At 32.4% G+C, this 17,224-nt stretch carries 18 protein-coding genes; 3 read left to right on the top strand and 15 right to left on the bottom strand.

What is annotated here, in order from left to right:
* Positions 1 to 56 precede the first annotated feature (56 nt).
* From AADI82_RS02560 to AADI82_RS02585, 6 genes are all read right to left on the bottom strand, one after another.
* Positions 57 to 206 carry a hypothetical protein gene (locus tag AADI82_RS02560; protein WP_341214904.1) on the bottom strand — a complete coding sequence of 50 codons (150 nt, stop codon included), beginning with the start codon at positions 204 to 206 and terminating at the stop codon, positions 57 to 59.
* Positions 206 to 403: a DUF1801 domain-containing protein gene (locus AADI82_RS02565; RefSeq protein ID WP_341214905.1), complete on the bottom strand. Its 198-nt coding sequence runs from the start codon at positions 401 to 403 to the stop codon at positions 206 to 208. The genes AADI82_RS02560 and AADI82_RS02565 overlap by 1 nt, the downstream gene beginning before the upstream one ends.
* Positions 404 to 555: 152 nt before the next feature.
* Positions 556 to 1,311 carry a DJ-1/PfpI family protein gene (locus AADI82_RS02570; RefSeq protein WP_341214906.1) on the bottom strand — a complete coding sequence of 252 codons (756 nt, stop codon included), beginning with the start codon at positions 1,309 to 1,311 and terminating at the stop codon, positions 556 to 558.
* Positions 1,312 to 1,343: 32 nt separating this feature from the next.
* Positions 1,344 to 2,150 carry an anti-sigma factor gene (locus tag AADI82_RS02575; RefSeq protein WP_341214907.1) on the bottom strand — a complete coding sequence of 269 codons (807 nt, stop codon included), beginning with the start codon at positions 2,148 to 2,150 and terminating at the stop codon, positions 1,344 to 1,346.
* 1 nt (position 2,151) lies between these two features.
* Complete coding sequence (locus AADI82_RS02580) at positions 2,152 to 2,682, bottom strand: sigma-70 family RNA polymerase sigma factor (RefSeq protein WP_341214908.1); 531 nt, start codon at positions 2,680 to 2,682, stop codon at positions 2,152 to 2,154.
* A 46-nt stretch (positions 2,683 to 2,728) separates the two neighbouring features.
* Positions 2,729 to 3,301 (bottom strand): superoxide dismutase family protein, encoded by a 573-nt coding sequence (locus AADI82_RS02585; RefSeq protein ID WP_341214909.1) that lies wholly within the window; start codon positions 3,299 to 3,301, stop codon positions 2,729 to 2,731.
* Between the two features lie 123 nt (positions 3,302 to 3,424).
* On the opposite strand from AADI82_RS02585, the gene hemN reads away from it, so the two are divergent.
* Together hemN and AADI82_RS02595 are read left to right on the top strand one after the other, a co-directional pair.
* Positions 3,425 to 4,789: an oxygen-independent coproporphyrinogen III oxidase gene (gene hemN / locus AADI82_RS02590; RefSeq protein ID WP_341214910.1), complete on the top strand. Its 1,365-nt coding sequence runs from the start codon at positions 3,425 to 3,427 to the stop codon at positions 4,787 to 4,789.
* 16 nt (positions 4,790 to 4,805) lie between these two features.
* Complete coding sequence (locus AADI82_RS02595) at positions 4,806 to 5,639, top strand: universal stress protein (protein ID WP_341214911.1); 834 nt, start codon at positions 4,806 to 4,808, stop codon at positions 5,637 to 5,639.
* Between the two features lie 88 nt (positions 5,640 to 5,727).
* Here AADI82_RS02595 and AADI82_RS02600 read toward each other — a convergent pair whose 3' ends face one another.
* From AADI82_RS02600 to AADI82_RS02635, 8 genes are all read right to left on the bottom strand, one after another.
* Positions 5,728 to 6,429 carry a sulfite exporter TauE/SafE family protein gene (locus tag AADI82_RS02600; protein WP_341214912.1) on the bottom strand — a complete coding sequence of 234 codons (702 nt, stop codon included), beginning with the start codon at positions 6,427 to 6,429 and terminating at the stop codon, positions 5,728 to 5,730.
* On the bottom strand, positions 6,430 to 6,876 hold the full coding sequence (locus AADI82_RS02605) for a FixH family protein (protein ID WP_341214913.1): 447 nt from the start codon (positions 6,874 to 6,876) through the stop codon (positions 6,430 to 6,432). It abuts the gene before it with no gap.
* A gap of 20 nt (positions 6,877 to 6,896) precedes the next feature.
* Positions 6,897 to 8,321, bottom strand: a complete 1,425-nt coding sequence (gene ccoG / locus AADI82_RS02610; RefSeq protein ID WP_341214914.1) for a cytochrome c oxidase accessory protein CcoG — start codon at positions 8,319 to 8,321, stop codon at positions 6,897 to 6,899.
* 115 nt (positions 8,322 to 8,436) lie between these two features.
* Complete coding sequence (locus AADI82_RS02615) at positions 8,437 to 9,318, bottom strand: cbb3-type cytochrome c oxidase N-terminal domain-containing protein (protein ID WP_341214915.1); 882 nt, start codon at positions 9,316 to 9,318, stop codon at positions 8,437 to 8,439.
* Positions 9,315 to 9,500, bottom strand: coding sequence for a CcoQ/FixQ family Cbb3-type cytochrome c oxidase assembly chaperone (locus AADI82_RS02620; protein WP_341214916.1), 186 nt, complete (start codon positions 9,498 to 9,500; stop codon positions 9,315 to 9,317). The genes AADI82_RS02615 and AADI82_RS02620 overlap by 4 nt, the downstream gene beginning before the upstream one ends.
* 5 nt (positions 9,501 to 9,505) lie before the next feature.
* Complete coding sequence (ccoN, locus tag AADI82_RS02625; RefSeq protein WP_341214917.1) at positions 9,506 to 11,689, bottom strand: cytochrome-c oxidase, cbb3-type subunit I; 2,184 nt, start codon at positions 11,687 to 11,689, stop codon at positions 9,506 to 9,508.
* Positions 11,690 to 11,694: 5 nt separating this feature from the next.
* Entirely contained in the window at positions 11,695 to 11,883 is a 189-nt protein-coding gene (ccoS, locus tag AADI82_RS02630; RefSeq protein ID WP_341214918.1) for a cbb3-type cytochrome oxidase assembly protein CcoS, read from the bottom strand.
* A 198-nt stretch (positions 11,884 to 12,081) separates the two neighbouring features.
* Positions 12,082 to 14,457: a heavy metal translocating P-type ATPase metal-binding domain-containing protein gene (locus tag AADI82_RS02635; RefSeq protein ID WP_341214919.1), complete on the bottom strand. Its 2,376-nt coding sequence runs from the start codon at positions 14,455 to 14,457 to the stop codon at positions 12,082 to 12,084.
* A 107-nt stretch (positions 14,458 to 14,564) separates the two neighbouring features.
* On the opposite strand from AADI82_RS02635, the gene AADI82_RS02640 reads away from it, so the two are divergent.
* Positions 14,565 to 15,242: a Crp/Fnr family transcriptional regulator gene (locus tag AADI82_RS02640; protein WP_341214930.1), complete on the top strand. Its 678-nt coding sequence runs from the start codon at positions 14,565 to 14,567 to the stop codon at positions 15,240 to 15,242.
* Positions 15,243 to 15,279: 37 nt separating this feature from the next.
* Here AADI82_RS02640 and AADI82_RS02645 read toward each other — a convergent pair whose 3' ends face one another.
* The gene (locus tag AADI82_RS02645) at positions 15,280 to 17,223 is read right to left on the bottom strand and encodes a S9 family peptidase (protein WP_341214920.1); all 1,944 of its coding nucleotides are present in this window, start codon (positions 17,221 to 17,223) and stop codon (positions 15,280 to 15,282) included.
* Position 17,224: the final 1 nt, after the last annotated feature.

Below are 17,224 nucleotides of genomic sequence, written 5' to 3' on the forward strand. Positions count from 1 at the left end.
TTGATTGTTAGGTTGAAAGTTGCCCGATTGTAGAGATATAATTGGGCACTTTCTTTTTATAATCGATATATACCTAATGCTTGATTCATAATTAAATCTATGGCTATAATTGGTAAATTTTTATTAGGGTTTACTCTTAAAATTTTCATTCGCGACCTATTTCCCGTTTCTAATTCAGGGTGATTAAGATGTTTTCCTTCAACCATCAAAAAATAGGGGTCATTAGTTTTTTATCAACCCATAAATAATAAAACATTTTTCCCTTATAGCAAAAACAAGGCATCCCATATTTTAGAGTCTCTGTTATGTTCTTATCATATTTAAGAACCATATTTCGCATAGTTAGCAAGCAACTTTTGTTGGGTTCTTGTTTATTAAAGTAGAAATGGTCTGGGGTGTTCATTAGTTTTGGTATCTAATATCTTCATAAAAACACAAACATCCTCTAAAATTTAGAGGGTGCTTATTTTTTTTAATTTGAACGGACTTGTAACATATCTTAATTTTTTAACCAACTAATTGTATATGATATATATCGTTTTTCGCAATACTTATTTATTGATCCCAGTTTTGAAGTCGATCAAGATATAAATAGCTTTCGACAAACTTTCTGTGTTCTGTGCTAGTCATTTTTTCTACTAAATTCAATGCAGAAATATAACTTGCCAAATTTCCGTTTGAAGAACTGAATTTTCCATCTTCGACAAAAGTTACTAAACTGTCGTTTTGAACCTTTAAATTTGGATAATCCTTTTGTAATTGCTTCCCTCCACCAATCCAAGTAACAATTTTCTTTCCGTCTGCAATTCCAGATGCTCCGATTAATTGAGCTCCTGCACAGTTACTAATAGTATATTTAGTTTCTTTATTTTTCTCTTTTATGAAATCTACAATTTTTTCATTGTGGACTTGAGCATACATATCATAAGCACTCGGTACGAATAAAGCTGTTAATTTTGGGCAATTCTCAAATGTGTAGTCAGGAATAAATCGCATTCCTTCTTCAGTTGTGATTGGATTTTTTGTTTCGGCTATTGATATAACATTGAAAAGCTGTTTCCCATCTTCGGTCGGTTTTGCGAACACATCAGATGTTGCAATTACTTCGCTTTGTAAAACTCCATTATACATCAAAAGGCCTATTGTTGGTAATTCAGCTTTGAATGATTTTAGATGCTTTGTCAGCGTATCCTTTTCTTTTTCGGTATGATTTAAATTTTCACTTTCTGAATTTGTTTTAGATTTCTCCAAATTACAACTAATCAGAATAGTTGCAAAAATCATTGTTATCAAAAATCCAAATTTTGTCATTTATCTCGGTTTTCTTGTGTTGTGGGCAACTACTAACTAATGATACCCAAAGTATAAAGTTGCTCCATGGTTGGTGTTTCGCTACCGCCAGCAGGTTCTAAAGTAATCCCAAAAGCTTCACTTTCGTTTAAGTTTTCAATTTCGAAGATTTTATTTTTGTCTGTTGTAAAACTATCAATTGTTCCTAAGCTTGTTGGTGTAAGCGGACTCAGTTTTAAAGACCAAACTTGGTATACTTTGCCTTCTGGTGGCTCAGGTAAACCTTGAGCATCTAAAAAGATACGTTGTGTGTTTTTATCCCAATATACTTTGGCATAGGTATTGGCGAAATTACCTTGACCCACAAGTGGTACTTCAGTAATATTTTCATCCCTTAGAACCGATATTAATGTGTTGGCTTTTTCTAAACTGTTTTTAGCGTCTGCAATTTGTATTTCTAAAATAGACTGTTGTATTTCGGTTGTTTGAATCTCGTATTTTAATTGCTTATTTTGATTCATTGTCCAAAACAATCCAACAGCTAAAACAATAGATGCTGCCCAACCAGTGTAGGTTAACCAGTTGTATTTTGGTTTAGTTATTGAGATTACTTTATCACCATCACCATCACCATCATCAAAACCTAAAGTTTGCTTAATACGTTGTAAAATATGATTATTATCTCTTTGCGAAGTGGAAGCGGTTAACTTAATAATGGCAGCTTCAATCTCTAAAACTTCTTGTAATATAGCAGGATGTTGTTGCATAAGAGCGTACACTTCCTTATTTTCTTTTTCAGAAAGTGTGCCAGCTACGTAAAGCTCTAAAATCCCAGATTCTATGTATGCGTTAATATCCATATTAATTTAAAACCATGCTTCGTAATTCCTTAATACAATTTCTGTTTCGGGTTTTAATAGTCCCAATTGGCATATTAAGTGTTTCTGATGCTTCGGTTTGTGTATAACCTTTAAAATATAGCAGCTCGATAACTTCTATACATTTTTTAGCTAGTTTGTCTACAAACTTTTTTATACCAATGGCATCTGTTTTATTATCTAAATTGTCACTGGCTTCAAGTATATCTACGAAAAAATCAGAGTTGAGGTTTTGTTTTAAATTCTTAAAATTTTTAGATCGTGTTTTATCAATAGCTGCATTTCGGGCAATGTTTAAAATCCATGTAAAAAAACGTCCTTTTTCACTATTATAACTATCGGCTTTATGCCATGCTTTTATAAAAACATCTTGCATAACCTCTTCGGCTATGTTATGATTTTTTACAATATTATAGATAATACCATGCATGCTATGGCTATACATATTGTATAAACTTTCAAAAGCTTTTTCGTCTTTTTGCTTAAATTTTTCTACTAAGGTTTCTAAATTCATTTAAGAAGTTTGCTAGTTGTGTATGCAGTTGTTTTGTAGGTAGTTATTACTCAATAATACCTGCACAACTTACTCTTGCACCAGCAGCACCCGATGGTTGCGATGTAAAATCGTCTTCTCCAGCGTGTACAATAACAGATTTTCCAATGATGTTTTTGGTTTCGTCTTCGCAACCAATACACCATTCATCTGTAGAGAACGTTTTGGTGCCGTTACCATTTTCATCGGCAATAAAATTACCTATGTCACCTTTATGATAACCAGCTTCATCTCCCCATTTTCCATGTGGTTTTGCAGTAGGATTCCAATGCCCGCCAGCAGATTTTGCATCATCCGAAGAACAATCCGCTTTTTCATGAATATGTATGGCATGATTTCCTGGTTCTAAACCATCAATGATAACAGTCATCGTTACCGTGCCGTTTTCTTCTTTAAACACGGCATTACCAGAAACATTGCTATTACTTTTGGCATTTAAAGCTATTTTAAGTTTTTTTGGAGTCTCTACTTTTATTTCAGTAGCTACAGCATCTTCTGTGTTTTTAGTCTTTTTTTTATCACTTTTACATGCTAAAACACTTAGTGTTAGAGCAATTAATAGGAAGCTTGTTTTTTTCATTTTACTAGTATTTTATTTATTCGAAAGTTAAGTTATTAATTAGGGAATTGCAAATATTCTATATGACATATATCATATTTTAAATCTATGCTGTTTTGTAATTTTGTATTATAAAAGTTAGGTATGTTAAGCAAATTAGTAAACAAATACAATATTGCAGGGCCTCGGTATACAAGTTACCCAACGGTACCTTATTGGAATAATGAGACCTTTTCATTAGAAAAATGGAAATCTTCTTTAGCAAAATCGTTTAAAGAAAGTAATTTAAAAGAAGGTATAAGTCTTTATATTCATTTACCCTTTTGCGAAAGTTTATGCACATTTTGTGGTTGCAACAAACGTATTACAAAACAACATAGTGTTGAGTCTCCTTATATAAATGCGGTTTTAAAAGAATGGCATTTATATTTAGAATTATTTGATGAAAAGCCAATAATTAAAGAAATGCACCTTGGTGGAGGTACACCAACTTTTTTTAGTCCAAAAAATTTAACACAGCTAATAAATGGTATTTTAAAGGATGCTAAACTTGCTGAAAACTATGAGTTTAGTTTTGAAGGACATCCTAACAATACAACGCGAGAACACTTGCAAGCACTTTACAATGTAGGTTTTAGGCGAGTAAGTTATGGTGTGCAAGATTATAATGAAACGGTGCAAAAGGCAATACACAGAATTCAACCTTTTGAAAACGTAAAACGCGCTACAGAATTAGCACGAGAAATTGGATATACATCGGTAGGGCATGATATTATTTTTGGTCTACCATTTCAAACTTTAGAGCATGTAAAAGAAACCATATTAAAAACAAAAGAACTGTTTCCAGATAGGTTAGCATTTTATAGTTATGCACATGTGCCTTGGATAAAAGGAAATGGACAACGTGGTTTTAAAGATACCGATTTGCCATCGGCAGCATTAAAACGCGCTCAATACGAATTAGGCAAAGAACTACTTGCTGAGGTTGGCTACCATGAAATAGGTATGGATCATTTTGCGTTAACCACAGATAGCCTATATCAATCAATGAAAAATGGTAGTTTGCACAGGAATTTTATGGGCTATACAGCATCTAAAACACAAGCGATGGTTGGTTTAGGAGTGTCTTCAATTAGCGACAGCTGGTATGGATTTGCTCAAAATGTAAAAGGTATTGAAGCGTATTATCATTTGATAAATGAAGATGTAATTCCTGTGTATAGAGGTCATATTTTAAACGAAGAAGATTTAATTATAAGAAAGCATATTCTTAATTTAATGTGTCAATTTAAAACTTCATGGACAAAAGATTATCTTTATTTTGAAGAAATACCAGAAGTGCTTATACGATTAAATGAAATGGAAGTTGATGGGTTGCTTAATATTAACTCAAATAGTATCCAGGTAACTAAAAAAGGTCAGCCATTTGTTAGAAATATTTGTATGGCATTTGATGTATTATTACAACGAAAACAACCTGATGTACAGTTGTTTTCTATGACTGTATAACCTAAAAAAAGAATTAATGAAAAAAATTATTGTACCTATAGATTTTTCTGAGCATTCAGAGTTTGCTTTAAAAGCTGCGGCTAAATTAGCAAAGAAAAACAATGCGGAATTGTTAGCATTACATATGTTAGAAATGTCTGATATTATGCTAAATGCAAGCGACGGATTACAAAACCAAAAGGCAGTATTCTTTTTTAAGTTAGCAGAACAAAAATTTGAAAGCTTTCTTGATAAAGATTACTTAAAGGGTATAAAAGTTACTCCAATAGTTAAGCACTTTAAGGTTTTTAGTGAGGTAAATGATGTTGCGAAAAAACATGATGCAGATCTTATTGTTATGGGGTCTCACGGAACAAGTGGTGTTAAAGAACTCTTTATAGGGTCTAATACAGAGCGTGTGGTTCGCAATGCAGATATTCCCGTATTGGTGCTAAAAAACAAATTAAATCAAGTGAATTTTGAAGATGTAGTATTTGCTTGCGATTTTTCAGAAGAATCAGTAAAGGCTTATTTAAACGCTTCAAAGTTGTTCGAGAAGATGGGTTCTAAAATGTATTTGGTTTATGTAAATTTACCTAATGATAGATTTAAAAATTCATTAGAAATTGAACGCCTCGTTGTTAACTTTTTTACTAAAGCTGATAGGAATTTAGACCGTATGAAAGATGTTCATTATGTGTCTGATTATACTGTTGAAGATGGTATTTTAAACTTTTCTATAAAGATGGGAGCAGACTTAATTGCTGTGCCTACTCATGGCAGAAAAGGGTTGTCTCATTTCTTTCAAGGTAGCGTGGGGGAAGATGTTGCAAACCATTCTACATTACCAGTTATAACATTTAAAATATAATTTGAGTTTTAGTTAGTAATAATTCTTTTTAGAAGAAAAAGAGCAGTTAATATTTTTAGCTGTTCTTTTTTTATGAATTTAAATGATTTTAATGACACTCTATGTCACTCGAAGTTATTTCTGTAATTGGAGCAGGCGATAGGTAAGGAATACCTAAGCCTAAACCCCTAATAATAAATAGTAATCCAATTATAACTACAAAAACAGGAATAGCTTTTTGGATACGTTGTTTTATAGTAGTATTTAAAAATTTTCCTAAATAAATAGCAGATGTCATTAATGGAATAGTTCCTAGTCCAAATAATATCATATACAAACTACCTAGTAAAGTATTACCTGTTGTTATAGATGCAAAAACTGCCATGTAAACCAATCCGCAAGGTAAAAAACCATTTAAAAACCCAATAGTTAAAAACGTATCGGCAGTTTTCTTTTTTAAGGCTTTGCCTAAAGCAGATTTTACTTTAGAAATGAGTTTATAAAGTGGTTTTGAGAGATTATATTTATTAAAGGTATGTACAGGAATTAGTACTACAATAATCATTAAAACTCCTATAACAATAGATAATTGTTGTTGTAACCCAAATATGTAAAGGCTTTTACCTACCAGACCAAAAACTAATCCAATTAAGCTGTATGCTAATAATCTACCAAAATGATAGATAGAAATTTGTGCTATTTTTTTAGATGAATTACTTCTATCTACAGGTAGCATAAAAGCAATAGGACCGCACATGCCTATGCAATGGAAACTTCCTAATAAGCCTAATATAATTGCAGACCAAAGCATTTAATACACAATTTCTTTTTTGTAGAGATACGATTTTCCGTTATATTGCCAATCTACTTTAATGTTCCAACGACCATCTAACAAACGCTTGTCAGGTATGAGCAAATTATGGTTTGACAATGAAATAGCAGTATCAAAGTCAAATTGTTTATTAGATGGTCTATATAGGAACACTTTTCCAGTTATGTTTTCTACTTTAAAGGTCTTAGGAAATGTAATAACAATGCCTTTTTCTGTTTTTTTCCAAGTTATATTGGTTTCTAAAGCATTACCATTTTTTTGTTTATCAATATCGTTTTGAAACTCAAGTTCTTGTTTATAATAATCTTCAGTAACTAAATCATGGTCGTATTTGCTATCTGTATTCATGGTAATAATGAAGTACATAATAAAGCTAATAAAGCCTATAAAAGCCAATACAATTCCAGTTCCCCAATTAAATTTCATAACCTTTATTTTTTAAAAAGTTAATTATAACTTCTTGGTGCTAAAAAACTAACCGTTGTGGTTTCAATTAAATTATCACCACTGTATACATCAATAGTTAGTTTGTTTTTATCACCTTTTAAATCGTTTTTATCAATTTCAATAAACAACGTGCCTTCTGCTAATCCTTGTTCTGGCACTACAAAGTTGTTAGTTGTTGATACTAATTTAATTTCACCTTTATATTTTCTAAGTTTAAAGCTTATGTTTTCAATAGTTTCAGATGTTTTATTTACTAATTTATATGTAAATACATTACTAATAATAGTACCTTCTTTATGCTCATATAGTTGCCCTGGTAAGCGTAATATTCTGGCCTCAACATCATTTCGTACCAATAGCATGCCAATTAAAATTCCTGTTAGAATGGTTAGTACGGCAATGTAACCTTTCATTCTTGCGGTAAGCTTAAATTTCTCTTTTTTCTCTATTTCGTTTTCGCTAGCATACCTAATTAAGCCTTTTGGTAGATTGATGCTTTCCATTATATGGTCGCATTCATCAATACAAGCTGTACAATTTACACATTCTAGTTGGGTGCCATTTCTAATATCAATTCCAGTTGGACAAACGTGCACACATTGTAAACAATCTATACAATCACCATGTCCTAGTTCTTTTCGGTCTTCATTTTTTCTAAACTTTTTTCTGCCATTTTCACCTTCACCACGTTTATGGTCGTAAGCAACTACTATTGATTTGTTATCTAGTAATACACCTTGTAATCTTCCGTAAGGGCAAGCTATAATACAAACTTGTTCTCTAAACCATGCGAACACAAAATAGAATACTGCTGTAAAAATGATTAAAGGGAACAACGTACCTAAATGTTCAAAGGGACCATCAGTGATATATTTTAAAAGTTTATCACTACCTATTAAATAGGCTAAAAACACATTGGCAATTAAAAACGAAATGACTAAAAATATAAACCATTTTAAAACACGTTTTTTTATTTTTTCAGCGTCCCATTTTTGTTTGTCTAATTTACGTTGCTTGTTTCTATCGCCATCAATCCAATATTCAATACGTCGGAAAACCATTTCCATAAAAATGGTTTGTGGACAAATCCAACCACAAAATATACGACCAAAACCAACAGTAAAAAGCGCAATAAAAATAACACCAATAATCATTGAAATTACCAGCAAATGAAAATCTTGTGGCCAAAAAGGAAAACCAAATATATTATAGCGGCGTTCCAAAATATTAAACATCAAGAATTGGTTGCCATTAACTTTTATAAACGGAGCTGCGAACAATACAGCAAGTAAAATATAGCTTACTATTTTACGCTTCTCATAGTATTTACCACTTGGTTTTTTTGGATAAACCCAAGCACGTTTTCCTTCATCGGTTAGTGTCCCGATGCTGTCTCTAAATGATTCTTTTTCTGGGGTTTCCAAAGTGTTTTTTATTTTGTTAGACCTGTTAGGGTTATGTAAACTTAACAGGTCTGGATTTTTTTAACCTAATTGAATTGGTAAAAAAATAGTTTACTGTACTTGTATTAACAATGTGTTATTCTTTTTCAGCAACCCAAACCTCACCTTCTGCTGCTTTTGGTTCTGCTGGCGTGGTGCCTTGAAATTGTAAAACATAACTTGATACTTGCGCAATTTCGGCTGGTTTTAAACTTTGTTTCCAAGCAATCATACCTTTACCATCACGACCACCTTCAGAAACAGTTTTAAATACATTTTTGATGCCGCCACCTAATATCCAATGTTCATCAGTTAGGTTCGGACCAATACCACCACCACCATCTGCTTTATGGCAAGCTACACAATTGAGTTCGAAAATTTTCTGCCCCGCTTTTAAATCGGATGATTCAGTTAATAATTCAACGGTATTAAAATCAACTAAATCTTTAGCTGTTTTTTTATAGTTTTCAATTGCAATTTTTGCTTCGGCATATTCAGTTTCTAATTCATTATATTGATTCTCACCATTAAATACATGGAATCTTGCTAAATAAACAATAGCAAATATTATTGAAATGTAAAAGCTGTATATCCACCATGGTGGAAGATTATTATCTAATTCTTTTATGCCATCATAATTATGGTCTAAAATAATTTCGTGTTCTTCTTGTATAGGTTTTGACCCTAATAATTTTTTGTAAGTGTTTTTTATCCACTTAAACTCTGGTGCTTTACTTCTTTTTGCGTCATATCTTGCTTTACCTACTTCATCTAAGCTTTGATACAAAATATTATCAACAGAAGCAACAATAGCTTCAATAGCAATAAGGACTAATAGTACTAATAATAAAAATAATAATACTATGGGTTGTTCTATAAATGCTGGCTTGTCACCAGAATCTACAAAATATTCTACAAGTCCGAAGATGATAAAGAATACTATTGGTACTCTTACCCAAGATGGAATAAAATTTCTCATAATTCTGTTTGATTTTGGTTGTCTAATGGTATGTTGCTTACCGTATTTATGTAGTCTTTTTTAGCAGTAAAAACCCACCAAAACAGGACTGCAAAAAAGATGAAAAATATAAGTAAGGAAATAATCGGGTATATTTCAATACCGGTGATGCTTTCCATATGGTTTTTTACAAATTTTAGCATGATTTTTAGTTTTGAGCGGTTTCTAAATTGTTTACTTTAATATCAGTTCCTAATCGTTGTAAATAAGCAATAATTGCTACAATTTCGCGATTACGCATTTCAACAAAATTTGCACCTCCAGCAGTTTTATCTGCTTCGTAAGTTTCTGCGAAATCGGGATCGCTATATAAATTTTTCTCAATTTGAGTACCTTGATCTAACATAGCTTGTTGTGCGTTTGCAATATCTTCGTCGGAATAAGGAACACCTAGAGTTACCATAGTTTTCATTTTAGCTTCAGTATTAGACTTGTCAAGTTCGTTTCTAATTAACCACTGATATGCTGGCATTATAGATCCAGATGATGTGCTTTGTGGGTCGTACATATGATTAAGGTGCCAATTGTCTGAATATTTTCCACCAACACGATGTAAATCTGGCCCTGTGCGTTTACTTCCCCAAAGGAATGGATGGTCGTATACAAATTCTCCAGCTTTTGAGTATTCACCATAGCGTTCTACTTCACTTCTAAAAGGACGAATCATTTGTGAGTGACAGCCCACGCAGCCTTCTCGGATATAAATATCGCGACCTTCTAACTCTAATGGTGTATACGGTTGTACACTACTTATTGTCGGGATATTAGATTTCACCATAATAGTTGGAACTATTTGAACAATACCACCAATTAAAATAGCTACAGTTGCTAATAATGTTAATTGCACTGGTTTTCTTTCTAACCAAGTGTGCCACCCTTCGCCAGCAGTACGACGTTTTGATACGTTTTGTAATGCAGGAGCTTCAGCTAATTCATCTTCTACTTTACTACCATTTGCAATGGTTACAATAATGTTGTAAACAAGAATTAGCATGCCTATAATGAAAAGCGTTCCACCAATAGCGCGCATCCAATACATGGGCATAATTTCGGTAACTGTTTCTAAAAAATTACCGTAGGTTAATGTTCCGTCTGGGTTAAATTGTTTCCACATACTAGCTTGTGTAAATCCAGCAACGTATAGTGGTAGTGCGTACATAATAATACCTAGAGTGCCAATCCAGAAATGTAAATTAGCTAATCCTATAGAATATAATTTTGTTTTAAATAGCCTTGGCACTAAGTAATAAATCATACCAAAGGTTAAAAACCCGTTCCAAGCTAAAGCACCAACGTGAACGTGGGCAATAATCCAATCTGTAAAGTGGCCAATGGCATTTACGTTTTTAAGTGAAAGCATTGGTCCTTCAAAAGTTGCCATACCATAACCTGTAATAGCAACTACCATAAATTTTAAAACAGGGTCTGTACGTACTTTATCCCAAGCACCACGTAGTGTTAATAATCCGTTTATCATACCACCCCAAGATGGCATTAATAACATTACTGAAAAAGCAACACCTAGGTTTTGAGCCCATTCTGGTAATGCTGTATATAATAAGTGATGTGGTCCAGCCCAGATATAAATAAAGATTAAAGACCAAAAGTGAATAATAGATAACCTGTAAGAGTACACTGGTCTGTTTGCTGCTTTAGGAACAAAATAGTACATCAATCCTAAAAATGGTGTCGTTAAGAAAAACGCTACCGCATTGTGTCCGTACCACCATTGAACCAAAGCATCTTGAACACCTGCATATACCGAGTAGCTTTTCATGGCACTAACTGGCAATGCTAAACTATTAAAAATATGAAGCACCGCAACCGTTACAAATGTGGCAATGTAAAACCAAATAGCTACGTATAAATGGCGTTGTCTTCTTTTTAAAATAGTTCCAATTAAATTCCAACCAAATACTACCCATATTAAGGCAATGGCAATATCAAAAGGCCATTCTAATTCGGCATATTCTTTCGATGTGGTATAGCCTAAAGGTAATGTAATAGCAGCACCAACAATAATAAGTTGCCACCCCCAAAAGTTAATTTTACTTAATGCATCGCTAAACATTCTTGCTTTAAGTAAACGCTGCGACGAGTAATAAACACCTGCAAAAATGGCATTACCTACAAAGGCAAAAATAACAGCATTGGTGTGTAATGGTCTTAAACGACCAAAACTTAACCACGAAATACCGTCGGTTAGGTTAGGGAATAAAAACATAAATGCTAGCAGTAAACCTACTAACATACCTACAACTCCCCAAAGCATAGTTGCATAAAGGAAATTTTTAACGATTTTGTTATCGTAATGAAACTGTTGTACTTCCATAATAATTAATTGGTCTTTTTAGTTTTTAACATTGGTTTTGGTTGTTCTTTAACAAGTTCGTCTTCGAAAAGCATTCTAACAGAAGGCGTATAGCTGTCATCAAATTGTCCTTTTTTAACGGCATAAATAAATGCAATAAAAAAGCCAATAGCAACAATAATACTAATAGTTAACAATATATATATAACACTCATACCTATTTGAAGTTATGGTTCAAAATTACTTTTATACGCTTTGCTAAAACATGATTTTTGTCATGTTTCATTCATTATTTTCTTTATTGCGTTACCACAAGGGTTGGGCTTTTCGGTAGTCGCTTCCTCCTACGTTGGCGAACTTTAACAAATACCTCAACCTCTAACGCGCTCATTTGCTAAATTTAGTTCTTATTTCTATTTCAGTTCTCTTCCTAAAAAATTAGTACAAATCGTTGTAAAAGCTACAATGCTTATAGAGCTTAAAGGCATTAATATTGCAGCCACTACTGGAGCTAATTGCCCTGTCACTGCGAAATAAAGCCCAATAATGTTATAAATAAATGACAACACAAAACTCCATTTTATAATTTTTATAGCTGATTTAGAAACCTTTATATAATTAAATAATTGGTTAAATTTTGAAGCATCCAAAATAGCATCACAAGCTGGCGAAAACACGTTAACGTTTTCTGAAAGAGCAATGCCCACATCACTTTGCGCTAAGGCACCAGCATCATTTAATCCGTCGCCAATCATTAAAACTTTTGCGCCTTCACTTTGATGATATTTAATGTACTCTAATTTATCTTCTGGTTTTTGATTGAATAGCAATTTGGTTTTTGTTGGAAGTAATTTGGTTAAATTGTCTTTTTCGCCTGCATTATCACCAGAAAGAATCACTAAATCGTAATCCTTTTTTAAGGTATTAAACAATTGCGATAAGCCTTTTCTATAAGCATTATAAAATGTGAATTTTCCTTTGTATTTGTTGTTGGTGCTAACGTGTACAGTGGTGTTTAACGTTGCTGTATCTACGGTGTAACCAACAAAAGGTGCAGAGCCTACTTTAATATGCTCTTGGTTGTATTTTGCTTCAATACCTTTGCCTAAATGTTCCTCAAAAGTGTCTAAGGAAACAATATTATGTTCGCTTAAAAGTTCATATAATGATCTGCTTAACGGATGATTAGAGCCTCGCAGTGTACTTTTTAAAAGCGATTCTTCAGATAAAGAAAGCTGAGTTCCTTCGTAATTTATCGATGTTTCTTTATTAGTAGTTATCGTTCCTGTTTTATCAAAAATTATGGTATTTATTTTTGCTAATTGTTCAATTACACTTGCATTTTTTAAATAGAATTTTTTCTTACCCAAAATGCGTAAAATATTACCGAAAGTAAAAGGGGCAGAAAGCGCAATAGCACACGGGCAAGCAATAATTAAAACCGATGTAAAAACATTTAATGCTTTGCTAGAATCTAAAATTAACCAATACGAAGTGGCAATTAAAGCAATTAATAATATAGTAATTGTAAAGCGTTTACTAATACTATTTGTAATGTTTGTAAACGCCAATGCTTTATCGGTTTTAAAAACATCATTACTCCAAAGTTGTGTGAGGTAACTTTGCTCAACAGATTTTAAAACATCAACTTCAATGGTACCGTTAAGTTGTTTACCACCTGCAAAAAGTTTATCACCAGATTGTTTAGAAACGGTTTTAGATTCGCCTGTAACAAAACTATAATCTATACGTGCATTGCCTTTTATTAAAATACAATCAACAGGAATGAGCTCTTCGTTTCTAATAAGTAAACGATCGCCTTTTTTAATATCGTAAACTTGGGTTGATTCTTCTTTACCATCAGATGTTATCTTTGTAATTCCGATAGGGAAATACGATTTATAATCTCTTTCAAAAGATAAAAACGAATAGGTTTTCTGTTGAAAAAACTTTCCCAATAGTAAAAAGAAAATAAGTCCGGTTAAGCTATCAAAAAAACCAGTGCCAATGTCTAGTATAATTTCAAAGGTACTTCTTAAAAACAGTACCAAAACCCCAAGAACAATAGGAACATCTATATTCAAAATTTTGGATCGAAGCCCTTTATATGCCGAAATAAAATAATCTTGAGCCGAATAAAAGACTACAGGAATTGAAAAGGCAAACATGAGCCATCTGAAAACAGGTGCGTATTGTTCAATCCAAAAACCGCTTACTTGAAAATACTCAGGAAACGATAAAAACATCACATTGCCAAAAGCAAAACCAGCAACACCAAGTTTGTAAATAAGTGATCGGTCTATTTGTTTTTTGCCGACGCTATAATCGTCTAAACTTATATAAGGTTCGTAACCAATATTACTCAGTAGCGTAACTAGGTTTTTTAGTGTAATCGATTTAGAATTGTAAGTAACCCGAACTGTTTTCTTTCCAAAATTAACTATTGAGGAACTTATAGAGGCATTCAATTTATTCAAATTTTCTAAAATCCAAATACAAGAACTGCAATGAACATTAGGGATATAAAGGTTTATAATCTGCGTTTCATCATCATTAAACTCCAATAATTGTTCAACAATTTTTGCGTTTTCTAAAAAGTTGTATTTGCCTTCAATATCTTTTGGTGTTGTACCTGGAGCTTGCTGTAAGTCGTAATAACATGTTAAATTGTTTGTAGAAAAAATTTCGTAAACCGTTTTACAACCATTACAGCAAAACGATTTGTCATCAAATGTAATTTTAGAGAAAGCAGTATCTAAACCACAATGAAAACATGTGTTCTTATTCATTTTTATTTGCTCATTTATACCTTTTGCAAAGGTTAAAAGTTAGTGAAAATTTTAATATGATATTTGTCATGTTTTCTTTATTTTTACAAAAACACCAATTATTTATTATGGGTAAGTGTGAGCAGTGTATTGTTAAACAATTCAATTCTCTTAAAGCATTGACTAAAGATGAGTTAGTTCGAATTTCTGGTTGTAAAACATCTATGACTATAAAAAAAGGCGATGTAATTTTTGAAGAAGGTGAAACAATAAATGGCGTTTATTGTGTTAAAGATGGTATTTGTAAACTATCAAAATTAAGTGCTAATGGAAAAGATCAAATTGTAAAAATGGTAGTCAAAGGGCAACTGTTGGGACAACGATCTCTTATTTCTGATGAGAGTTCTAATTTGCAAGCAGTAGCACTAAACGATATGGAAGTTTGTTTTATTCCTAAAAGTGAAATTATTAACGATTTGCAAAACAATTCAAAATTTTCTTTTGAAGTATTAAAAGAAATGGCTCATGATTTAAAAGAAGCCGACGATGTTATCGTTAATATGGCTCAAAAGTCTGTGCGAGAGCGATTAGCTGAAGCTTTAATTTATATACATAGTAGTTTTGGTACTAATCCTGATGGCACATTGAGTGTGTTACTTTCTAGAGAAGATTTTGCTAATATAGTTGGTACGGCAACTGAATCCGCCATACGTGTATTATCTCAATTTAAAAAAGAAGGTTTTATTTCTACCATTGGTAAACAGATAAAAATTGAAAATATAGAGGCACTTAAACGTGTGGAATAAAAAAACGCTCTGAAAATTTTCAGAGCGTTTTTTTATTTTAGTTTGTTTCTACTTCAATTTCTTTTGATGGTATTTCTCCATCAATAGGTTCATTTTCCTTTTTAAGATAGGTGTTTAAAAACTTAAGAATACTACTGTAGGCTTCTATTTGATTTTCTTTTTTAACAAAACCGTGTCCTTCATCTTCAAATAATACGTACTCAACTGGTACGCCATTTTTTCGAACACCTTCAACAATTTCATCAGACTCAACTTGTAAAACCCTTGGGTCTTTTGCACCTTGTAAAACAATTAACGGTTTAGTTACTTTATCGGTATGAAATAAAGGTGAAATCCTATGCAATCTAATAGAGTCTGCTGTATGAGGGTTGCCTAACTCTTTGTAAAGTGCATCTTTAAACGATTCCCACCATGGCGGAATACTTTTAAGTGTACGCAGCCAGTTTGTAACACCAAATAAATTAACACCAACAGCAAATTCTTCTGGTGTGTAAGTAAGTGCAGCCATCGTCATATAACCACCATAAGAGCCACCCATAATACCAATTTTACTAGCATCAATTTCTGGTTGAGAGGCCAACCAATTTTTGCCTTCTACACAATCTTGCAAATCTTTTTCGCCATGATTTAAGTCATCCATTTGAAAAAATGTTTTACCATAACCACTGCTACCTCTATTATTAACAGCTAAAACAGCATAGCCATGATTAACTAGATATTGGGTTAATGAGCTAAAGTTTTGTCTGCTTTGTCCACCAGGACCACCATGAACCAAAACAAGTGCAGGAACTTTTGTACCTGCTGATGCTTGATGAGGTAAATAATAAATAGCTGGAATTTCTACACCATCAAAAGATTTGTATCGTATAACTTTTGCTGTTACTAAATGATTTGCATCAATATCTTTATTAAGTACATCGGTGAGCTGAATGAGTTCTTTAGTTTCAAGATTATAACTAAATAAGTTTGAAGGACTATTAGAGCCACCAACATATAAACGCATCATGGTTTCGTCTCTAGAAAAACCTACGCTAGTTATACTACCGTTTTTAAAATCTGGAAGCTCTAAGTTTTTGCCAGTTGCCATGTCCTTTATTTCTATAGTGTTCTTAGCATCTTCATTTATAAAACTAACCATGTATTTCTCATTATGAGTAAAATAAATACCGTTAATATCCCAAGATTTTTCTAGTACTTTTTCTCTTTCGCCAGTAGCAATATTGTATTTCATTACATACGAAAATTCAGCACCGTCATCAGTGTTGTAATAAAGTGTTTTGCTATCTAAAGTAAAATCTTGTACTGAATTAGAACTTTGATTTTCGTTTATTTTTTTAATTGATTTATCTGTTCTATTAAAAATAAAAATATCGCTATCGTTAGTATTTATTGTTTTACTTAAAGCTAGTAAGTTTTTATCACTAGAAATAGCATTAAGATTATAGCCTTCATCATTTTGATATAATAATTTTGAAGACATATCACTAATATTCATTTCGTAAACGTCCATAAAGCGTTTGTCTCTTTTATTAGAGCCGTAAGCAAAACTTTTACCATCGTGTGCCCATCCGTAAAATGAGGCTCTGGCTCCTTCATCTGGTGTTAATTCTGTAATAGCTCCATCAGTATCGCGCATATAAATATGGTATATTTCATCACCATTACCATCTGCTCTAAAAAGCATACGCTCATCATTTGGGAAATAAGAAATGGCAAAAACTGATGAAGAATCTGAAGCAGTAACTGGAGTAAACTCACCACCAGTTGTAGGTACAGTGTACATATTGTAAATACCAGAACGATTACTAGATACTAGTAATTTTGATTTGTCTGGAGAAAAACTTCCACCACCAACAGCTTCGTTATCCATAAACTGCTCGATGGTATATTGCTTTAAATTTAAAGCAACATCTTTAGTTTCTTTGTCCTTTTTACAAGCAACAAACAAAACTAGAAGTACTAAGGTTAATAATTTATTCATA

This window comes from uncultured Wocania sp. (genome assembly GCF_964021735.1).
Classification (GTDB): domain Bacteria; phylum Bacteroidota; class Bacteroidia; order Flavobacteriales; family Flavobacteriaceae; genus Wocania_A.

What these genes read in the sequence shown, in the direction of transcription:
- AADI82_RS02560 (WP_341214904.1), bottom strand. Translation starts at nt 206, where the DNA reads ATGGTTGAAGGAAAACATCTTAATCACCCTGAATTAGAAACGGGAAAT.
- AADI82_RS02565 (WP_341214905.1), bottom strand. Translation starts at nt 403, where the DNA reads ATGAACACCCCAGACCATTTCTACTTTAATAAACAAGAACCCAACAAA.
- AADI82_RS02570 (WP_341214906.1), bottom strand. Translation starts at nt 1,311, where the DNA reads ATGACAAAATTTGGATTTTTGATAACAATGATTTTTGCAACTATTCTG.
- AADI82_RS02575 (WP_341214907.1), bottom strand. Translation starts at nt 2,150, where the DNA reads ATGGATATTAACGCATACATAGAATCTGGGATTTTAGAGCTTTACGTA.
- AADI82_RS02580 (WP_341214908.1), bottom strand. Translation starts at nt 2,682, where the DNA reads ATGAATTTAGAAACCTTAGTAGAAAAATTTAAGCAAAAAGACGAAAAA.
- AADI82_RS02585 (WP_341214909.1), bottom strand. Translation starts at nt 3,301, where the DNA reads ATGAAAAAAACAAGCTTCCTATTAATTGCTCTAACACTAAGTGTTTTA.
- hemN (WP_341214910.1), top strand. Translation starts at nt 3,425, where the DNA reads ATGTTAAGCAAATTAGTAAACAAATACAATATTGCAGGGCCTCGGTAT.
- AADI82_RS02595 (WP_341214911.1), top strand. Translation starts at nt 4,806, where the DNA reads ATGAAAAAAATTATTGTACCTATAGATTTTTCTGAGCATTCAGAGTTT.
- AADI82_RS02600 (WP_341214912.1), bottom strand. Translation starts at nt 6,429, where the DNA reads ATGCTTTGGTCTGCAATTATATTAGGCTTATTAGGAAGTTTCCATTGC.
- AADI82_RS02605 (WP_341214913.1), bottom strand. Translation starts at nt 6,876, where the DNA reads ATGAAATTTAATTGGGGAACTGGAATTGTATTGGCTTTTATAGGCTTT.
- AADI82_RS02615 (WP_341214915.1), bottom strand. Translation starts at nt 9,318, where the DNA reads ATGAGAAATTTTATTCCATCTTGGGTAAGAGTACCAATAGTATTCTTT.
- AADI82_RS02620 (WP_341214916.1), bottom strand. Translation starts at nt 9,500, where the DNA reads ATGCTAAAATTTGTAAAAAACCATATGGAAAGCATCACCGGTATTGAA.
- ccoN (WP_341214917.1), bottom strand. Translation starts at nt 11,689, where the DNA reads ATGGAAGTACAACAGTTTCATTACGATAACAAAATCGTTAAAAATTTC.
- ccoS (WP_341214918.1), bottom strand. Translation starts at nt 11,883, where the DNA reads ATGAGTGTTATATATATATTGTTAACTATTAGTATTATTGTTGCTATT.
- AADI82_RS02635 (WP_341214919.1), bottom strand. Translation starts at nt 14,457, where the DNA reads ATGAATAAGAACACATGTTTTCATTGTGGTTTAGATACTGCTTTCTCT.
- AADI82_RS02640 (WP_341214930.1), top strand. Translation starts at nt 14,565, where the DNA reads ATGGGTAAGTGTGAGCAGTGTATTGTTAAACAATTCAATTCTCTTAAA.
- AADI82_RS02645 (WP_341214920.1), bottom strand. Translation starts at nt 17,223, where the DNA reads ATGAATAAATTATTAACCTTAGTACTTCTAGTTTTGTTTGTTGCTTGT.